This window comes from Planotetraspora mira, assembly GCF_016863275.1.
GTDB classification, from domain to species: Bacteria; Actinomycetota; Actinomycetes; order Streptosporangiales; family Streptosporangiaceae; genus Planotetraspora; species Planotetraspora mira.
Window position 1 is genome coordinate 120,744 of record NZ_BOOO01000036.1, and the last position, 17,531, is coordinate 138,274.

Genomic DNA, 17,531 nt, shown 5'->3' on the forward strand with positions numbered 1-17,531 from the left:
GTGCCGCTCGGTCACGCCGGCTTGTGAAGCCAGCAGGCGACCGGGCCGAACTCCGGCTCCCGATCGAGGCAGACGTCCATCACCAGCGGGCAGCGCGGATGGAACCGGCACCCGGAGGGCGGGTCCGCAGGGTCGGGCACGTCGCCCGGCAACTCCGTGGGTAGCACTCCGCGGCCGTCGGGAATCGGAATCGCGCCGAGAAGAGCCCGGGTGTAGGGGTGCTTGGGGTCGGCCCACACCTCCGCCGTCGGTCCCGTCTCCACGATCTTCCCGAGGTACATCACCGCGATGCGGTCGGCGATCAGCCGCACGACCGACAGGTCGTGGCTGATGAAAAGGAGCCCCGCTCCGGACTCCACGGCCAGGTCTCGCATCAGCCGTGCCACGTGGGCCTGGGCCGAGGCGTCGAGCGCGGAGATGGGCTCGTCCCCGATCAGCAGGGACGGCCTGGCCGCGAGGGCTCTGGCGATCGCGATCCGCTGCCGCTGGCCGCCGGAGAACTCGTGCGGGAACCGCTCGGCGAAGTCACGGGGCAACCCGACGCGTTCGAGCAGGTCCGCGGGGGCGGTGGTGCGGTCGTCCGCGGTACGGAGCCCGTCGGCTATCTGCGCCCCGACCCGGCGCCGTGGATTGAGCGAGGCGTAGGGGTCCTGGAAGACCATCTGGGCGCCGGTGAGAGCCCGGTGCCTGCTGCGCAGCCCGAGGGACGTCACCGGGTGCCCGCCGACCGTGATCGTGCCCGCGGCCGCCGGATGCAGGCCGCACACCGCGCGAGCCAGCGTGGACTTGCCGCACCCCGACTCTCCGACGAGGCCGACCACCTCCCCGGCCGCGACGGTCAGGCTCGCGCCCGCCACGGCGCGCACGAGGGGGCGCCCCGGCGTCCGGTGTTCGACGACGAGATCGTCGATCGTCAGCAGCGTCATCACCGCTCCTCTTGCGGAAGCTTGTGGTCGTCCCCTGGCAGGGACTCCAGCAGGGCGCGGGTGTACGCGTGGCGGGGCTCCGTGAGCACCTGCCCGCGCGGTCCCGTCTCCACGACGAGCCCGTCCTTCATCACGCTGACCTCGTCGGCGACCGCCGACATCACCCCGAGGTCGTGGGTCACGAGGAGCACGGCCAGGCCGAGGTCGTCGCAGAGCCCGCGGAGCAGGCGGAGGATGCCCGCCTGGACGGTCACGTCCAGCGCGGTCGTCGGCTCGTCGGCGATGAGCACCTTGGGCTCGCAGGCCAGGGCGACGGCGATGGCGATCCGCTGGCGCATGCCGCCGGAGAACTGGTGGGGGTAGCGGTCGACGGCCGTCTCCGGAGAGGGGATGCGCACCTTCGCGAGCAGGCCGAGGGCCCGCTCCCGCGCCTCCTTCCTGCCGACGCCGAGGTGGTGGCGCATGTGCTCGGTGAGCTGGACGCCCACCGTCACCATGGGGTGCAGGCTGGTGGCCGGGTCCTGGAAGACCATCGCGATCTCGGCCCCGCGCACCGCGTTGAGTTGCTTGGCGGGCATGGCCAGCAGGTCCCGGCCCGCCAGTTCGATCGTGCCTGCGGTACGGGAGCCGTGGGGGAGCAGGCCCAGCACGGCGAGCCCGGTGACGGTCTTGCCCGATCCGCTCTCGCCCGCCAGGCCGTGGACATGGCCCGCGCTGACCGTGAGGTCGACGCCGCGCAGGATCTCGGCCTCGCCGATGGAGACCTTCAGCCCTGAGATGGTCAGCGTCACAGCGCACGCTCCTTGATGGCCCGGGCGGTGCGGGGGTCGAGGGCGTCGCGCAGCGAGTCACCGAGGAAGTTGAACGCCAGGACCACGGTCAGGATGGCCAGACCGGGGAACGTGGCGACCCACCAGCTGTCGAAGACGTCCACTCCCGAGGCGACCATCGCGCCCCACTCGGGCGAGGGGGGCTTGGCACCCAGGCCCAGGAAGGACAGCCCGGAGAGCAGGAGCAGCGCCGTGCCGATGTCGAGGGTGGCGAGGACCAGGATCGGCCCCGTGACGTTGGGCAGCACGTCCACCCGGAGCGAGCGCCAGGCGGAGAACCCGAGGAGACGCCCGCTCAGCACGAACTCGCGCTCCCGCACTCCCAGCACCAGGCCCCGCGTCACCCGGGCGTAGGACGGCCACGCGACGACCAGTACGGCGAGCACCGCGTTGGTGAGGCTCGCCCCGAGGGCGGCCGCCACGACCATGGCGAGGATGACCGTGGGGAACGCGAACACGAGGTCGGCGACCCGCATGATCGTTTCGCCCACCCATCGACCGAAATATCCGGCGGCGGCGCCCAGCAGGCCGCCGATCAGGACCGACAGCACCACGAGCAGCAGCGTGAGCGGGATCGACACCCGCGCCCCGTACATGATCCGGCTGAGGATGTCGCGGCCCAGTTGGTCGGTGCCGAACCAGTGCCCGGCACCGGGCGGCGCCAGGCGCGGCAGGTCCTGTGCGAGCGGATCGTGCGGAGCCAGCAGGGGTGCGGCGACGGCGATCACGATCCAGGCGAGGGCGATGACGCCTCCGGCGACGGCCAGCGGTTGCCGCCAGGCCTCGGGCAGCCGGGTCCGGCCCAGGATCCCGGATCCTTTCACGAGACCCTCACTCTCGGGTCGATGACGCCGTAGAGCACGTCGACGACGAGGTTGATGACGAGGTAGACCAGGCCGACCACGAGGCCGACGCCCATGACGGCCGGCAGGTCGAGAGTCGTCGCGCTCTTGTAGGCGTACTGGCCGACGCCCGGCCAGGCGAAGACCGCCTCGACCAGCACCGTGCCCGACAGCAGGCTGCCGAACGCGAGACCGGCGACCGTGATGATCGGCACGAGGGCGGGACGCAGGATGTACCGGAACAGGACGACCCGCCCCGGGAGCCCCTTCGCGCGGGCCGCGCGGACGTAGTCCTGCCCGAGCACCTCCAGCACCGCGGAACGGGTGAAGCGGGTGAGCAGGCCGATCGTGTACAGGGCGAGCACCAGCGCGGGCGCCAGCAGGTGCCCGATGGCCGAGGAGAACACGTCCCACTGGCCCGCGAGCGCGGAGTCGACCGTGTAGAGCCCGGTGACCTGCGGCGGCGGGCTCAGGCCCGGGTCGATCCTGCCGCTGCCCGGTGTGATCTGCAGCCGGAAGAAGAAGACGTAGAACGCCACGAGGGCCAGCCAGAACGTCGGCACGGAGATGCCGATGAGGCTGGCGATCCTGAGCACGTGATCGGACAGGCGATCGCGCCGGAGGGCGGCGATCACGCCGAACGCCACGCCCAGCACCAGGGAGATGATGATCGCGGTTCCGGCCAGCTCCAGGGTCGCCGGCACGAACTCGGCCAGGTCGTCGCCGACCGGGCGGTGACTCTGCTGGCTCATCCCGAGGTCGCCGTGCAGCAGGCCCTCCAGATGCAGCAGGTACTGCTCCGGGAGCGGCCGGTCGAGGCCGTGGTCGGTCCGCCACTGGGCCACGATGGCGGGGTCTCCCAGCGCCTGCTGGCCGAGGTTGGCCGAGACGGGGTCGCCGGGGACCAGGTTGGTCAGCACGAACGTGACCAGCGTGATGGCGAGCGCGAGCAGCAGCGCGATGGCCACCCTGCGGGCCAGGAAGCGGACCAGGGGCCTCCGGGAGCCGCGCGGTCCCCGTCCGGTACGGCCGCGCCGCACGGGGGCCGTGGGCCCCTGCGCGGCCGTACCGGACTCGGGCTCGTTACTTGGCGCCGAGGCTGGCGACATCGACGGTCCACACGGGGTTGTACGCCAGGCCGGTGACGGACGCGGCCGTCACGATGTTCTGGCTGGGCTGGATGAGGGGGACGAAGGGGCCGGAGGCGTTGAGCTTCGTCTGGATGTCGGCGTAGGCCTGCTTCCTGGCGTCGTCGCCGAGGGTCGTGGCCGCCTTGTCGCCGGCCGCCTCGAGCTCCTTGTCGGCTCCCGCCTTCCAGCCGGATCGCAGGCCGACGAGCTTGCCGGGGAGGAAGGCCAGGTAGTCGCTGGGGTCCGGGTAGTCGGGCCCCCAGTACCAGAGGCCGAGCTCCTCCTTGCCGTTGCGGTAGTTGTCCAGGGCCGTGGTGACCGGCGCGGGGGCCAGCTCCACGTTGATGCCGACCTCCTTGAGGTTGGCCTGGATCCGCTCGGCCAGCGGCTGGAAGGACAGGCCGTTCACGGTCAGCTCGCTCGGGTACTCCAGCTTGACCGTCGGGTTGCTCTGGCCGCTCGACTGGAGCGCGGCCTTGGCGCCCTCGACGTCACGCTTGGCGACCTGGTCGGGCGGCAGCGCGCCGAGCAGCATCGACGGGATCACGCCGGGGGCCTGCACCGACCCTTCGCCCGCCAGTTCGAGCAGGCCCGCGTAGTCGACGCCCTTGCGGACGGCCTCGGCGAACCCGGGGCTCGAGGTGACCTTGCTGACCGACGCGTCCTGGTTGGCCAGCAGGAAGATGACGTTGGCCGACGGCGTCTTGGTGACCTGGAGGCCGCCGGAGATGGCGGACACCTGGTCGCCCGACAGGTTCAGCGCCACCTGGCTGTCGCCGCGCTGCACGTTGAGCTTCTGCGTGGCCGCCTCGACGTTGCGGATGACCACCTTGTCGTAGACCGGCTTGTGCTCGCCCCAGTACTTCGTGTTCGCCTTGAGCACGACCTGGTTGCTGACGTTGAACGACTCGATCGTGTACGGCCCCGAGCCGGCGGAGGTCGAGTTCAGGTACTGCTCGGCCTTGTCGGTCGAGTCGGTGGTCGCCCCGTTGGCCTTGGCGACCTTGGAGTTGAGGATGCCGAGCGCCGGGTTGGGGAGCAGGAACGGCAGGGCGGGGTTGGGCGTCTTGGACGTCAGGGTGACCGTGGACTCGTCGGTCTTGGCGACGTCCACCCCGTCGAGGAGGAAGGACGGCGTGCCCTTCATGTCCCGCACCCGGGTCAGCGAGAACACCACGTCGTCGGCCGTGACGGGGGACCCGTCGGCGAAGGTCGCCCCCTTGCGCAGCTTCAGCGTGAGCGTGGTGCCGTCGGGCGACAGCTCGTACGACTCGGCGAGTGCCGGGACCGGCTTGGTGACGTCGGAACCGTCGAAGGTGAGCAGAGTGTCGTAGATCGCCTTGTCGACGATCAGGCCGGTGGGCTCGTAGGTGCGCCCGGGGTCGGCCGTCTTGAGGTCGAACGAGGTGTCGATCACGAGCGTCTTGCTCGCGGCGCCGCCTGAGGGCGTCGTGGACGAACCGCCGCCGGAGCAGGCGGCGAGGGAGAGGAAGCCGGTGAGCAGCACCGGCAGCAGGGCTGCCTGCGCCTGCCGCGAACGGGTCGCCATTTCTGTATCCTCCGAAAATGGACCGTGTAGACGTTTGGTCGCCGATCGTCCAGGATTGTCCGGCAGAAAGTCCAGCTCGTACGGCAAAGCCGAGACGAAACGCCCACGGAGGATTAGACGATGACCGAAACGTCAAGCAACCCGAGCACTGAGGGCGGCCCGCCTGGACGGATCGGCATCGGCCTGGAGCTCGACGCCACGCATCTGAAGATCCTCGAAGTGCTCCGGGAGAACGGGCGGATCTCCGTCGCGGCGCTCGCCGAGCGGGTCGGGATCTCGCGGGCGAACGCGTACACGCGCTTCGAGGCGCTGCGCGCCGACGGCGCGATCAGAAGGTTCACGGCCGAGATCGACCACACGCGTGCCGGGTTGGGCATCACCGCGCTGATCTTCGTGACCGTCCGGCAGCAGATGTGGCGTCAGTTCCGTGCCCAACTCGCCCAGATGCCCGAGGTGGAGTACTGCGCGATCACCACGGGACAGCACGACGCCATGATCCAGATCCGGGTGGCCGACGTCGCCGCGGTCCACACCATGGTCACCGATCGTCTGGCCAACATCCCGGCGGTCAAGGCGACCGAGACGGTCTTCATCCTCGACGAGGTGCTCAGACGGCCCTATGTCCTGCCGAGTGACCGCGGCCAGGGCCGGCCCGTGCGCCGTTCGGCCCCCGCCCCCGCGCAGGACCCCGTTCCCCTCGGCAAGCTGGGTTTCGTGGGCGCGGCGGAGGGCCGGGCGGGGCTCGGCAAGGAGTCGTGAGCAGGCGTCCGTCGAGGCCCGGGCGCTGCCGGGGCCCGGGGCGGCCGAGATCCGCGCGTGCCGGTGGGCCTCAGCGAAGCTCGGTGCACACGCTGACGTGCGTCTCGTCGTCACCGGCGAACTGGAACTCCTCGACCAGCCGCAGCCGGCCGTCGGGAAGGGCCTCGATGCGGCTGCTGCTCTGGCCGGCCGCCCGCTCACCCGTCCTGAGCAGGTGGACGTACGACAGCTGGATCCGGTCGGCGTCCCTGGTCCCCACGAACCGGCCGTGCTCCACCGTGTCCCCGGCGTAGCTGCCCCAGATCACCCCGCCCGCCTCCTCGTAGGCGAACTCGGTCGGCGCGTCGGCGTCGACGGAGCTGGACGTGGAGCTGACCATGGCGAATCGGCGGCCGTTGAGGAGGTCCTTGTCGTTCACGTCTCCGCATCGTGCCGGACTTGCGGACTTCCGCAACCAGACCTGGACGTTTCGCTCACAAGTGGGCGATACACATGGTGATCCGTCCAAGTCTTCCGCCGGACGGCCCGGTCCGCGAGATCACAAATGACCCGGGCCGCGAGATCTCAGGCAGCCCGGGCAGTGGGATCAGCGGCCGACGGTCTCGCTGAGGGCGGCCAGCGCGGCGCCGCGTGCGCCCGCCATGTCGAGGTCCTCCACGAGCGACACGGTCGCCACCTGCCGCTGCTCCTCGCGGAGAAGCGTGTGCTCGCGCACCTTCTCGAGGAACCACTCGCGGAAGTGCGGCGCGGCCTCGACCACGCCGCCACCCACGAAGTAGGCGTCGGGGTCGGTGAAGTTGGCCGCGATCGTGAACAGCCGCCCGATCGCCATCGCCTGCTGCCCGAAGACCTTGAGCGCGAGCCCGTCGCCGTTCTCGGCGTAGCCGCGCAGCAGCTTGGCGGCCTTGCCGATCGGCTCGACCCGCGCCAGCTCGTGGTCGGGGAACCGGGACAGCCAGTACGGCAGGAGGTTCTTCTCGATGCCGGTCAGGGAGGCGACGCTCTCGGCGTCACCGGCGAACCCGCAGTTGCAGGCGGGCAGCGGCTGACCGTCCTCGAGCAGGCCGTGCATCGGGATGTGGACGTGGCCGAGTTCGCCGGCCATTCCGGCGGACCCCTTCACCACCTGGCCCGACTCGATGACGCCGCCGCCGAGCCCGGTGCCCACGATGGCGGAGACCGAGGAGTTGTCCCAGGCGTCGTCACCGAAGCGGACGTGATGGGTGTAGAGAGCGGCGGCGTTCCCGTCGTTGTTGTAGACGACGGGCAGGCCCAGCCGGGCTTCGAGTGCGCCCCGGAAGTCGTAGCCGTACCAGCCGGGGTCGACGAAGTTCGTGGCGCCCTTCGAGGAGATCACGCCGTTGGCGCTGGCGGGCCCGGGAGTGTCCAGGCCCACGGCGCGGACCTGCTCCACGGCGGTGCCGGTGACGTCGAGCACGTTGTGCAGGGCGAGCACGAGTTGCTCCACGGCGGTCTCGGGGCCCTCCCGGACGAGACTGGGAGTCTCGACCAGACGGTCCACCAGGAACCGCCCCGAGGCGTCGAGGACCGTCGCGTTGTTGCTGGTACCGCCGTTGTCCAGGCCGACGACGACCCAGGACCCTGCATCTGCCATTGGGGGAGTTCCTTCTGTCCGCGCTTGTCAGAGCAGAGACTACGAGAGATCTTGCGCCCAGCACAGCCCGTGCTCGCAGCCGTCGCCCGCCCGATGGGGCTGACATGTCCAGGTGGAGCGGCTTTACAGAAACTGTGTTGGGTTTCGCGATGCGATGTCCTCGCCAGGACTTCTGGAACGGTACATAGTGGGTCCGTCCCTGCAATCCCTTGATTCGACCCCTACCCCGGGTGGCGGCCATGGCTGTAGTCGGCACGTGGAACCTCGAGAACCTCTACCGTCCGGGCGGCGAGTACGGCCCGCGCGACCCGGCGGCCTACGAGGCCAAGCTCAAGGCGCTGAGCGCAACGATCACCAGGATCTCGCCCGACGTCCTCGGCGTCGAGGAGGTCGGGGATCCGGCCGCCCTCGACGACCTGGTCGCCCTCCTCGACGGGGAGTGGCACGTCGCGCTCTCGCGGCATCCCGACCCGCGCGGCATCCGCGTCGGCTTCGTCAGCAGGTTCCCTCTCCAGGTGCTCCACGACCTCGCCGCCTTCTCCCATCCGCTGGCGCCCGTCCAGGCGGACGACACGGGGGCGACCACCTTCCAGACCAGCCGCGGCGTGCTGGCCGTACGCGTGGAGCCCCGACAGGGGACGGCGCTCGACGTCGTGGTCTGCCACCTCAAGTCGAAGCTGCTGTCCTTCCCCGGCAGGCGCTTCCAGCCGCGTGACGAGCAGGAGCGGGCCAGGTTCGGCGCGTACGCGCTCTACCGGCGCAGCGCCGAGGCCGTCACCGTGCGGACCCTGGCCGACCGGCTGCTCGACCGGCAGGGCGGGACGCGCAACGTCATCGTGCTCGGCGATCTCAACGACGAGCCCGAAGCGGCCACCACCCAGATCCTGCTCGGCCCGCCCGGCTCGGAGATCGGCACGGTGGGGGAGCGACGGCCGGACAAGGGCGACGCGACGCGCCTGTGGAACCTCGCGCCGCTCATCCCCGAGGACGAGCGGCACTCGCGCGTCTATCACGGCCGCGGCGAACTGATCGACCACATCCTGGTCAGCCGGGCCGTCCTGGACCGGGTGGAGTCGGTCCGGTCGGTGGTCGACCACGGGTTGCCGTCGGTCGGCGACGAGCCCGCGGCGCGCCGGGACGCGGCCGACTCCGACCACGCGCCGATCGTCGCCACACTGTCGATCTGACCGGGGCGCCTACGCGATCGTCTGCCACCAGGCGTCCACGGGCGGCGGGTCGTCCACGCTCACCCGCTCGCCCGGCCGGGGCACGATGAGCCGGACGTCGCGCGCCTTCGCCTCCTGCCAGAGCCGGTCGATCGGCTCGCTCCAGGCGTGATAGGAGAGGTTGAACGTCCCCCAGTGCACCGGGAGGAGCACACCCGCGCGCACGTCGAGATGCGTGAGGATCGCCTCCTCCGGCGTCATGTGGATGTCCGGCCAGCCGGGGCTGTACGCGCCGATCTGGATGAGGGACAGGTCGAAGGGGCCGTGCTCCTCGCCGATCTCCGCGTACCCGGAGAAGTAGCCCGAGTCGCCGCTGTAGAAGACCCGCCTGCGCTCGCCGGCCACCACCCACGAGGCCCAGAGGGTCCGGTCGCGGGTGAACGCGCGGCCGGAGAAATGCTGGGCGGCGGTCGCGACGAAGCGCAGCCCGGCGACCGAGGCCTCCTCGTTCCAGTCGAGTTCGATGATCCGGGACGCGGGCACCTTCCACCGCTGCAGATGGGCGCCCACCCCCAGCGGCACGAGGAACGGCGCGGACCCCGCGCGGGTCAGCGCCCGGACGGTCTCCAGGTCGAGATGGTCGTAGTGGTCATGGGAGATCACGATGGCGTCGACCTCGGGCAGGTCGTGCAGGGGCACCGGGACCGGATGCAACCGGCGCGGGCCGACCAGCGTGGAGGGCGAGCAGCGGTCGCTCCACACCGGGTCGAACAGCACCCGCCTGCCCTCGATCTCCACAAGTGCCGAGGAGTGGCCGTACCAGATGACGTCCAGATCGCTCTCGGGCGCGCGGGAGGGCGTCATCAGAGGCACCGGCAGCCGGGGAGTGCGCCGCTGCTTCCCGAAGATCATCTCGCGGGCGACCCGGTTGACCGTGCCGGGCGGCAGGATCGGGCTGGGGTTGCCGTTCCTGAACGCGCCGTCGCGGAACTGGGGCGACCGCTTGACCCGCCGGGCCCTGTCGCCCGACGGCCGTGAGCCGAGGGCGGCCGAGACTCCGCGCAGGGCGTATCCGGCGGCGCCGAGCGCCAGCGCTCCGGCGGCCAGGCGCCACATCCGCCCGTCAGCCATGGTGGACTGCCATAGAACTCGCTCCTTGTGGGGGACCGGGGATGGTTCGATCAGCCTAGACAATTTCCCGCCATGCTCCGCCCGCGGGCGACGGGCAGGCGCAGGGTCAGCGGCGGCGGGGCAGGCGCAGGGTCAGCAACTTCGCCCGCGGCGCGACCCGCCCGGCCAGCGCGAACAACGCCTCGGTGCGGCTGTTGTCGGTGTCGAGATGGGTGAAGAGGTTCACTCCGAGGTAGAACGTGATGGCCGCGTACGCCAGGTCGCGCGGCGGCAGGAGCTTGGCCAGGGGGGATCCGCCGATGATCCGGTCGAGCGTGTGCTCGACGAAATCGATCCACGGCCCGGCCCGCTCGATGATCTCCTTGCGCAGTTCGGGACGGGCGATGCTCGCGCCGACGAGTTCGGAGAACAGCGTGATGTGGCCGCCCTCGATGTCGGCCCGGTAGATGGCGGTCGCGATCTCGGCCAGTTCCTCCAGGGTTCGCGCACCCGCCACCGCCTCCTGGTAGGCGCTCATCCGCTGCTCGGAAGAGCGGTCGAGCGCGGCGAGCAGCAGGGGGTCGACGCCGCCGAAGTGGTAGAAGACGAGCGCCGAGTTGACCTCGGCGGCTCGGGCGATCGTGCGTGCGCTGGTTCCGGCGTACCCCTCGGTGCGCAGCGTCTCGGCCGCGGCCTCGATGAGCCGCTCGCGCGTCTCCGCGCCCGGTTGCTGCTTCCCGGTCATGGCGACTCCCTCTTGACATGACAGCCGACGGTGCCTTCATCATACGGTTTAATCAATCGATTAAACCGATCGATCAATCCCGATGGGAGTACCGATGGATCCCGACGACCACAGGAGCGCGCGACTGCTCCTCGCGGCCGTGCTCGCCGGTCTCTTCGCCGCGCTGCTGCTCTACCGCGTGCTTCATGCCGGGCACCTGGAGCAGACCGTGCTGTTCTACGTGGGCATTCCGGCGGTCATCGCCCTCACCGTGGCACTGACCGCCCGCCCGAAGAGCGCCACGGGCCTGATCATGTCGGTGATCACCATCGGGCTCGCCCTCGCGGGGCCGCTGCTCAACGAGGGCATCGTCTGCCTGCTCATGGCGGCGCCGATCTTCTACTTCATCGGCTTCCTCATCGGAGGAGTCCTGGACTGGGTGGCCAGGGGAAGGAGGCGGGAACACGCGCTGGTGGCCGTTCCGCTCCTCCTCGGCCTGGCCTTACAGGGCGGCTCGTCCACGCCGCACCTCGAGGAGGTGCGCGCGACCCGCATCGCGGCACCGGGCGCCGACATCGAGGGCGCGCTCGCGCGCACCCCGGTCTTCCGCCCGTTCGACTCGCTGTTCCTCAAAGCGGGTTTCCCCCGGCCGCTCGCCTCGGACGGCCAGGGTCTCCAGATCGGCGACACCCGGAAGATCACGTTCACGCCGCGCAGGCCGCTGGGCATCGGGGCGCCGCCCGAGCCGCGCTCCATGACGTTGCGGGTCAGCGCGCTCGCCTCCGGGCGCGTCGTGTTCGCCGTGGTGGAGGACACGACGCTGGCCCGCTGGCTCGACCTGCGCGAGGCCGACTTCCGCTGGCAGGGCGAACGCCTGGAGGTGACGCTGCGCTACCGCCGCACCTTCGACCCGGGATGGTACTTCGGCCCGCTCCAGCGGTACGCCCTCTCGGAGGCGGCCGGCTACCTCGCCGCCACCTTCACCTCATGATCGCCCTCATCCGGGCGCTGGCCCTGCTCGGCCCCGTCGCCGCGCTCTGGTTCGCCCTGGCCGTACGGCGCCCGGCAGGCCGGGACGTCGCGGCCGTGATCGTCGCAACGGCGTGGAACCTCCTCACCCTCGCGGCGGTCAACGAGGTCGCCCTGGCCGCCGGATGGTGGACCTTCCACGCGGACGGGGCCGTCGTCGCGGGGACGCCCGCGGACCTGCTCATCGGCTGGGCACTGCTGTGGGGCGCCCTGCCCGCCCACGCCGCCAGGAGCCTCCCGCTGCCGCTGACCGTCGCCGTGCTCACCTGGGCCGACCTCGCGCTGATGCCGCTGACCGCTCCCGTGGTGCGGCTCGGGCCCGGCTGGCTGTACGGCGAGGCCCTGGCGGTGGCGCTGTGCCTCGTCCCGGGCCTCCTACTGGCCCGCTGGACCCGAGACGACCGGCGGCTGCCCTGGCGGGCCGCGGCCCAGGTCGTGCTCGCCGGCGGCCTGATGCTGGGCCTGCCGGTGGCGCTCACCGGCGTGTGGCGCCAGCCCGCGTGGGTGATCGGGCTGTTCGCGCAGCTCCTGGCCGCCCCGATGACGCTCGGCCTGGCCGCCGTGCGGGAGTTCGCGTGGGCGGGCGGCACGCCGGTGCCGTACGACCCGCCGCGCCGCCTGGCGACCGGCGGGCCGTACGCCTACGTCCGCAACCCGATGCAGGTGTCCATGGCCGCGAGTTTCCTGCTGCTCGGCGCGCTGGACGTGAGCTTCCTCGCCGCGGCGGTCGTCGCCGTCGCCTACGGCGCGGGCCTGGCCGCATGGCACGAGGGCGAGCAGCTCGCCGCCCGGCACGGGGAGGCGTGGGTGGGCTACCAGGCCCGGGTGCGCCCCTGGTGGCCGCGCCTGCGCCCGCATCCGGAGACGCCGCACGCCGTCGTGTACGTCGCGGAGGGATGCGAGCAGTGCCGCGCGCTCGGCCGGTGGATCGCCCGGCGCCGCCCCGTGGCCCTGCACCTGTGCGCCGCCGAGGACCACCCGCACGGCATCCGCCGCATGACCTACGAGCGGTCCGACGGGGTGCGCGCCCAGGGCGTCGCCGCGTTCGCGCACACCGCAGGCCACCTCCACCTCGGCTGGGCCCTGATGGGCTGGATCCTGCTGCTCCCCGGGATCGCCTGGTTCGCGCAGCTCTGTGCGGACGCCCTCGGCGCGGGCCCCCGCACCGTCACGCGGCGGCAGCCGTACGAGCCGGGGAGCTCAGCGGCCACGCCCCGACGACCCGCGTGACGACCCGCCCCCCGAAGCGCCGGGGTCGGCCAGCCCGGCACGCCGCAAGGCTTCGGCCATCGCGCCGCCGGAACCGGAACCGCCGCCTGCGCCGCGCCCGCCCCGGTTGCCCGCGTTGTCTCGGTTCTGTGCGTCTCGGCTCTGGCCGCCCCGGTTCTGCCCGCCGCCCCTGCCCGCGCCGCCCCGGTCCTGCCTGGGCCGGCCGTCCCGGCCTCCCTGGGCGCCGTCACGCTCGGGCCGCCCACTGGCCGTGACCTCGTCCTCGAGGCGGAGCGTCAGCGAGATGCGCTTACGCGGGATGTCCACGTCGAGGACCTTCACCCGCACCACGTCACCGGGCTTGACGACGTCACGCGGGTCCTTGACGAAGGTGTTGGACATCGCCGAGACGTGGACGAGCCCGTCCTGGTGCACGCCGACGTCGACGAAGGCGCCGAAGGCCGCGACGTTGGTGACGACGCCCTCGAGGATCATGCCGCTCGTGAGGTCCGCGATCTTCTCCACGCCTTCCTTGAAGGTCGCGGTCTTGAACGCGGGCCGGGGGTCGCGGCCCGGCTTCTCCAGTTCCTTGAGGATGTCGGTGACGGTGGGCAGGCCGAAGGTGTCGTCGACGAAGTCGGCCGGCCGGATGGAGCGCAGCACCGCCGTGTTGCCGATGAGCGTGCCGAGCTCGCCCTGGGCGACCTGGAGCATGCGCCGGACGACGGGGTACGCCTCCGGGTGCACGCTGGACGCGTCGAGCGGGTCGTCGCCGCCCGGGATGCGCAGGAAGCCCGCACACTGCTCGAACGCCTTGGGACCCAGCCGGGGGACCTCCTTCAACGCGCTCCTCGACCGGAACGGGCCGTTGGAGTCGCGGTGCGCCACGATGTTCTCCGCCAGGCCGGACCCGATTCCGGAGACCCGGGTGAGCAGCGGGGCCGACGCGGTGTTGACGTCGACGCCCACGCCGTTCACGCAGTCCTCGACCACCGCGTCGAGCGACCGGGAGAGCTTGATCTCCGACAGGTCGTGCTGGTACTGCCCCACGCCGATCGACTTCGGGTCGATCTTGACGAGCTCGGCCAGGGGGTCCTGCAACCGGCGCGCGATGGAGACGGCGCCGCGAAGCGACACATCCATCCCGGGAAGCTCCTGCGAGGCGTAGGCGGACGCCGAGTAGACCGACGCCCCGGCCTCGGAGACCACGACCTTGGTCAGGCCCGGCATGAGCTTGACGAGCTCGCCGGCGAGCTTGTCGGTCTCGCGCGACGCCGTGCCGTTGCCGATCGCGATCAGCTCGACGCCGTGTTCGGCGGCGAGCCTGCCGAGGACGGCGAGGGACTGGTCCCACTGCCGCTTCGGCTCGTGCGGGTAGATCGTCTCAGTGGCCACGACCTTGCCCGTCGCGTCGACCACGGCGACCTTCACGCCCGTACGCAGGCCGGGGTCGAGGCCCATGGTCGCGCGGGTGCCCGCAGGGGCCGCCAGCAGCAGGTCGCGCAGGTTGGTGGCGAAAACGCGGACGGCCTCCTCCTCGGCGGCCTGCCACAGGCGCGTGCGCAGGTCGATGCCGAGGTGCACCAGGATCCGTGTACGCCAGGCCCAGCGGACGGTGTCCGCGAGCCACTTGTCCGCCGGGCGGCCCTGGTCGGAGACGCCGAACCGGCCGGCGATGCGCAGTTCGTAGCCGTTCGGCTCGTCCGCCTCCGGGTCGAGCGTCAGGGTGAGGATCTCCTCCTTCTCACCCCGGAACATCGCGAGGATGCGGTGCGAGGGCAGCTTGGTGAACGGCTCGGAGAAGTCGAAGTAATCGGAGAACTTGGCCCCGGCCTCCTGTTTGCCCTCCCTGACCTGCGCGACCAGCCGGCCGCGCCCCCACATGCGCTCACGCAGATCGCCGATCAGGTCGGCGTCCTCCCCGAAGCGCTCGACCAGGATGGCCCTGGCGCCCTCGAGCGCCGCCGCCGCGTCGGCGACGCCCTCCCCGACGTACGCGGCCGCCGTGCCGGCCGGGTCGAGCGAGGGGTCGGCGAGCAGGCCGTCGGCGAGTGGCTCGAGCCCCGCCTCCCTGGCGATCTGCGCCTTCGTCCGGCGCTTCGGCTTGAAGGGCAGGTAGATGTCCTCCAGCCGGGCCTTGGAGTCGGCCGCCAAGATCTGCGCTTCGAGCGCCTCGTCGAGCTTGCCCTGCGACCGGATCGAGTCGAGGATGGCCGCGCGCCGTTCCTCCAGCTCGCGCAGGTAGCGCAGCCGCTCTTCGAGGGTGCGCAACTGCGCGTCGTCGAGCGTGCCGGTCGCTTCCTTGCGGTAGCGGGCGATGAACGGGACCGTTGCCCCGCCGTCGAGCAGGTCGACCGCCGCGGTCACCTGGCTCTCGCGTACGCCGAGTTCTTCGGCGATCCGCTGCTGAATGGTGGTCGTCACGATCCTGATCTGCTTTCTTCCGGGAGGGCACTCATTCTGCCGGATCGCGGAGGTGATCCCGCCTCCGTGGAGAAAGCCCGGAGGACAAGCCGGATGACCGGGCTGGACGACGGAGCCGGAAACGGCCCGGCGGAACGCGGCGTGCCGCGTGATTGGTCAGTATGGTCTCCCTGCCGCCATCGTGTCCCCCAGCCGAGGAGAGTGAGCCGGATTGACCACGTCCGCGCAGCGGGAAAGCCCCGGGACCGTCCGTGCCTGGCTCCTGGAGGGCCTTCAGCGCGAACGCCGGGCCACCGGCCCGCATGAGGAGCATCCGGAGAAGCGGCACACCTGGTGGCAGGTCATGTGCCTCACCGGCGTCGACTACTTCTCCACCCTGGGATACCAGCCGGGGATCGCGGCGGTCGCCGCCGGAGCGCTGTCGCCGATCGCCACGCTCCTGCTGGTGCTGCTCACCCTGTTCGGCGCCCTGCCCACCTACCGTGCCGTCGCCCAGCACAGCCCCAACGGAATGGGCTCCATCGCGATGCTGGAGGGCCTGCTGCCGCGCTGGTGGGGCAAGCTCTTCGTCCTCGTGCTGCTCGGGTTCGTCGCGACGGCGTTCATCTTCACGATCACCCTGTCGGCGTCGGACGCCACCGCCCACATCCTGCAGAACCCGTTCGTGCCGGGGTTCCTCAGCGGCCACCAGGTCGGCATCACGCTGCTGCTGATCGCGCTGCTCGGCGGCATCTTCCTGCGCGGCTTCAGCGAGGCGATCGGGCTCGCGGTCGTCCTCGTCGTGGTCTACCTCGTGCTCAACGTGGTGGTCGTCGGGGTGGCCCTGGCGAAGGTCGTGACGCACCCCGAACTCCTGGACGGCTGGCAGCACTCGCTCACGGCTGATCACTCCAGCCCGGTGGCGATGATCGCGATGTCCCTGCTGGTGTTGCCCAAGCTCGCTCTCGGCCTGTCCGGCTTCGAGACCGGCGTGGCCGTGATGCCGCAGATCGAGGGCGACCTGCGAGCCCGCATCGCCGGCGCCCGGCGGCTGCTCACGACCGCCGCGCTGATCATGAGCGTCTTCCTTCTCGCGAGCAGCGTCGCGACGACCATGCTCATCCCGGCCGGGGAGTTCGCCGAGGGCGGCAAGGCGTCCGGCCGCGCGCTCGCCTACCTGGCCCACGAGAACCTGGGCGACGCCTTCGGCACCGTCTACGACGTCAGCACGATCGCCATCCTGTGGTTCGCGGGCGCGTCCGCGCTGACCGGGCTGCTGAACATCGTCCCCCGTTACCTGCCCCGGTACGGCATGGCCCCCGACTGGGCCAGGGCCGTACGCCCGCTCGTCCTGGTCTTCACCGCCATCGCCTTCGGCATCACGATCCTGTTCGGCGCCGAGGTGGAGCCCCAGGGTGGCGCATACGCCACAGGGGTGCTCGTGCTGATCCTCTCGGCGGCGATCGCCGTCACGCTCACCGTCTTCCGCGCCGGGCGCACGGTCGCCGGGGCCGGGTTCGGCCTGATCACCCTCGTCATCGCCTACGCCGCCGTCGAGAACATCAGGGAGCGGCCCGACGGCCTGAGCATCGCGATCGGCTTCGTCGTCGCCATCGTCGTGAGCTCACTCGTGTCCCGCGCCACCCGGTCGACGGAGTTGCGGGTCACCGAGGTGAGGCTGGACGAGACCGCCCGCAGGATCGTCGCCGAGGCACCGGGACAGCTCCGCCTGATCGCCAACGAGCCCGACGCGCGGGACACGGCCGAGTACGCCGAGAAGGACCGCGAGACGCGCGAATACCACCATCTGCCCGAGGACGAGCCGATGATCTTCTTGGAGGTCACCCTCGGCGACGCGTCGGAGTTCGAGGCGGATCTGCTCGTCAAGGGGGAGACGCGGCACGGTTACCAGGTGCTGACCGTGCAGAGCCCCGCGGTGGCCAACACGATCGCGGCGATCCTGTTCCACCTCAGGGATGTGACGGGCAAACGGCCACACGTGTACTTCCACTGGGCCGAGGGGAACCCGGTCGGCGCGCTGCTGCGTTACCTGGTCTTCGGCGGGGGAGACGTGCCGCCGCTGACGCGGGAGGTCATCAGGAAGGCGGAGCCCGACATCGGCCGCCGCCCCCAGGTCCATGTGAGCTGATCCCCCGGCGCTCGGGCGTTCACGCAGTCAGGCGCTCGGGAGCTTGGGCGTTCACGCAGTCGGGCGGTCTGGCGGGCTTGGGCGTTCAGT

At 71.3% G+C, this 17,531-nt stretch carries 15 protein-coding genes; 5 read left to right on the forward strand and 10 right to left on the reverse strand.

Annotation, left to right across the window (positions count from 1 at the left end):
- Positions 1–11 precede the first annotated feature (11 nt).
- From Pmi06nite_RS30610 to Pmi06nite_RS30630, 5 genes are read right to left on the reverse strand one after another with little or no spacing between them, the layout of a single operon-like run.
- Entirely contained in the window at positions 12–926 is a 915-nt protein-coding gene (locus Pmi06nite_RS30610; RefSeq protein ID WP_203956625.1) for an ABC transporter ATP-binding protein, read from the reverse strand.
- Positions 926–1,717 (reverse strand): ABC transporter ATP-binding protein, encoded by a 792-nt coding sequence (locus tag Pmi06nite_RS30615; RefSeq protein WP_203956626.1) that lies wholly within the window; start codon positions 1,715–1,717, stop codon positions 926–928. The genes Pmi06nite_RS30610 and Pmi06nite_RS30615 overlap by 1 nt, the downstream gene beginning before the upstream one ends.
- Positions 1,714–2,580, reverse strand: coding sequence for an ABC transporter permease (locus Pmi06nite_RS30620; protein WP_203956627.1), 867 nt, complete (start codon positions 2,578–2,580; stop codon positions 1,714–1,716). The genes Pmi06nite_RS30615 and Pmi06nite_RS30620 overlap by 4 nt, the downstream gene beginning before the upstream one ends.
- Positions 2,577–3,707, reverse strand: a complete 1,131-nt coding sequence (locus Pmi06nite_RS30625) for an ABC transporter permease (RefSeq protein WP_203956628.1) — start codon at positions 3,705–3,707, stop codon at positions 2,577–2,579. Before Pmi06nite_RS30625 ends, Pmi06nite_RS30620 begins: the two co-directional genes overlap by 4 nt.
- Positions 3,682–5,277, reverse strand: coding sequence for an ABC transporter substrate-binding protein (locus tag Pmi06nite_RS30630; protein ID WP_203956629.1), 1,596 nt, complete (start codon positions 5,275–5,277; stop codon positions 3,682–3,684). The genes Pmi06nite_RS30625 and Pmi06nite_RS30630 overlap by 26 nt, the downstream gene beginning before the upstream one ends.
- A gap of 120 nt (positions 5,278–5,397) precedes the next feature.
- Between Pmi06nite_RS30630 and Pmi06nite_RS30635 the strand changes: the two genes are divergently transcribed.
- Positions 5,398–6,036, forward strand: a complete 639-nt coding sequence (locus tag Pmi06nite_RS30635) for an Lrp/AsnC family transcriptional regulator (protein WP_203956630.1) — start codon at positions 5,398–5,400, stop codon at positions 6,034–6,036.
- Positions 6,037–6,106: 70 nt separating this feature from the next.
- On the opposite strand, the gene Pmi06nite_RS30640 is transcribed toward Pmi06nite_RS30635, so the two are convergent.
- Together Pmi06nite_RS30640 and Pmi06nite_RS30645 are read right to left on the reverse strand one after the other, a co-directional pair.
- Positions 6,107–6,454 (reverse strand): avidin-fold protein, encoded by a 348-nt coding sequence (locus tag Pmi06nite_RS30640; RefSeq protein WP_203956631.1) that lies wholly within the window; start codon positions 6,452–6,454, stop codon positions 6,107–6,109.
- Positions 6,455–6,622: 168 nt separating this feature from the next.
- Positions 6,623–7,651 (reverse strand): ROK family protein, encoded by a 1,029-nt coding sequence (locus Pmi06nite_RS30645; protein WP_203956632.1) that lies wholly within the window; start codon positions 7,649–7,651, stop codon positions 6,623–6,625.
- A gap of 239 nt (positions 7,652–7,890) precedes the next feature.
- Here Pmi06nite_RS30645 and Pmi06nite_RS30650 point away from each other — a divergent pair, with 239 nt between their 5' ends.
- Positions 7,891–8,838: an endonuclease/exonuclease/phosphatase family protein gene (locus tag Pmi06nite_RS30650; RefSeq protein ID WP_203956633.1), complete on the forward strand. Its 948-nt coding sequence runs from the start codon at positions 7,891–7,893 to the stop codon at positions 8,836–8,838.
- Between the two features lie 9 nt (positions 8,839–8,847).
- On the opposite strand, the gene Pmi06nite_RS30655 is transcribed toward Pmi06nite_RS30650, so the two are convergent.
- Positions 8,848–9,948: an MBL fold metallo-hydrolase gene (locus Pmi06nite_RS30655; RefSeq protein ID WP_203956634.1), complete on the reverse strand. Its 1,101-nt coding sequence runs from the start codon at positions 9,946–9,948 to the stop codon at positions 8,848–8,850.
- Between the two features lie 106 nt (positions 9,949–10,054).
- Positions 10,055–10,672, reverse strand: coding sequence for a TetR/AcrR family transcriptional regulator (locus Pmi06nite_RS30660; RefSeq protein WP_203956635.1), 618 nt, complete (start codon positions 10,670–10,672; stop codon positions 10,055–10,057).
- 94 nt (positions 10,673–10,766) lie between these two features.
- Here Pmi06nite_RS30660 and Pmi06nite_RS30665 point away from each other — a divergent pair, with 94 nt between their 5' ends.
- Together Pmi06nite_RS30665 and Pmi06nite_RS30670 are read left to right on the forward strand one after the other, a co-directional pair.
- Complete coding sequence (locus Pmi06nite_RS30665; RefSeq protein WP_203956636.1) at positions 10,767–11,642, forward strand: hypothetical protein; 876 nt, start codon at positions 10,767–10,769, stop codon at positions 11,640–11,642.
- A complete protein-coding gene (locus Pmi06nite_RS30670) occupies positions 11,639–12,910 on the forward strand; it encodes a methyltransferase family protein (protein WP_203956637.1) in 1,272 nt (423 codons plus the stop codon). The genes Pmi06nite_RS30665 and Pmi06nite_RS30670 overlap by 4 nt, the downstream gene beginning before the upstream one ends.
- Here the strand turns inward: Pmi06nite_RS30670 and Pmi06nite_RS30675 are convergent.
- Positions 12,881–15,313, reverse strand: coding sequence for a Tex family protein (locus tag Pmi06nite_RS30675; RefSeq protein ID WP_203956638.1), 2,433 nt, complete (start codon positions 15,311–15,313; stop codon positions 12,881–12,883). The two genes, Pmi06nite_RS30670 and Pmi06nite_RS30675, sit on opposite strands and share 30 nt — an antisense overlap.
- A gap of 211 nt (positions 15,314–15,524) precedes the next feature.
- On the opposite strand from Pmi06nite_RS30675, the gene Pmi06nite_RS30680 reads away from it, so the two are divergent.
- Positions 15,525–17,441 (forward strand): amino acid transporter, encoded by a 1,917-nt coding sequence (locus tag Pmi06nite_RS30680; RefSeq protein ID WP_239114310.1) that lies wholly within the window; start codon positions 15,525–15,527, stop codon positions 17,439–17,441.
- Positions 17,442–17,531 lie beyond the last annotated feature (90 nt).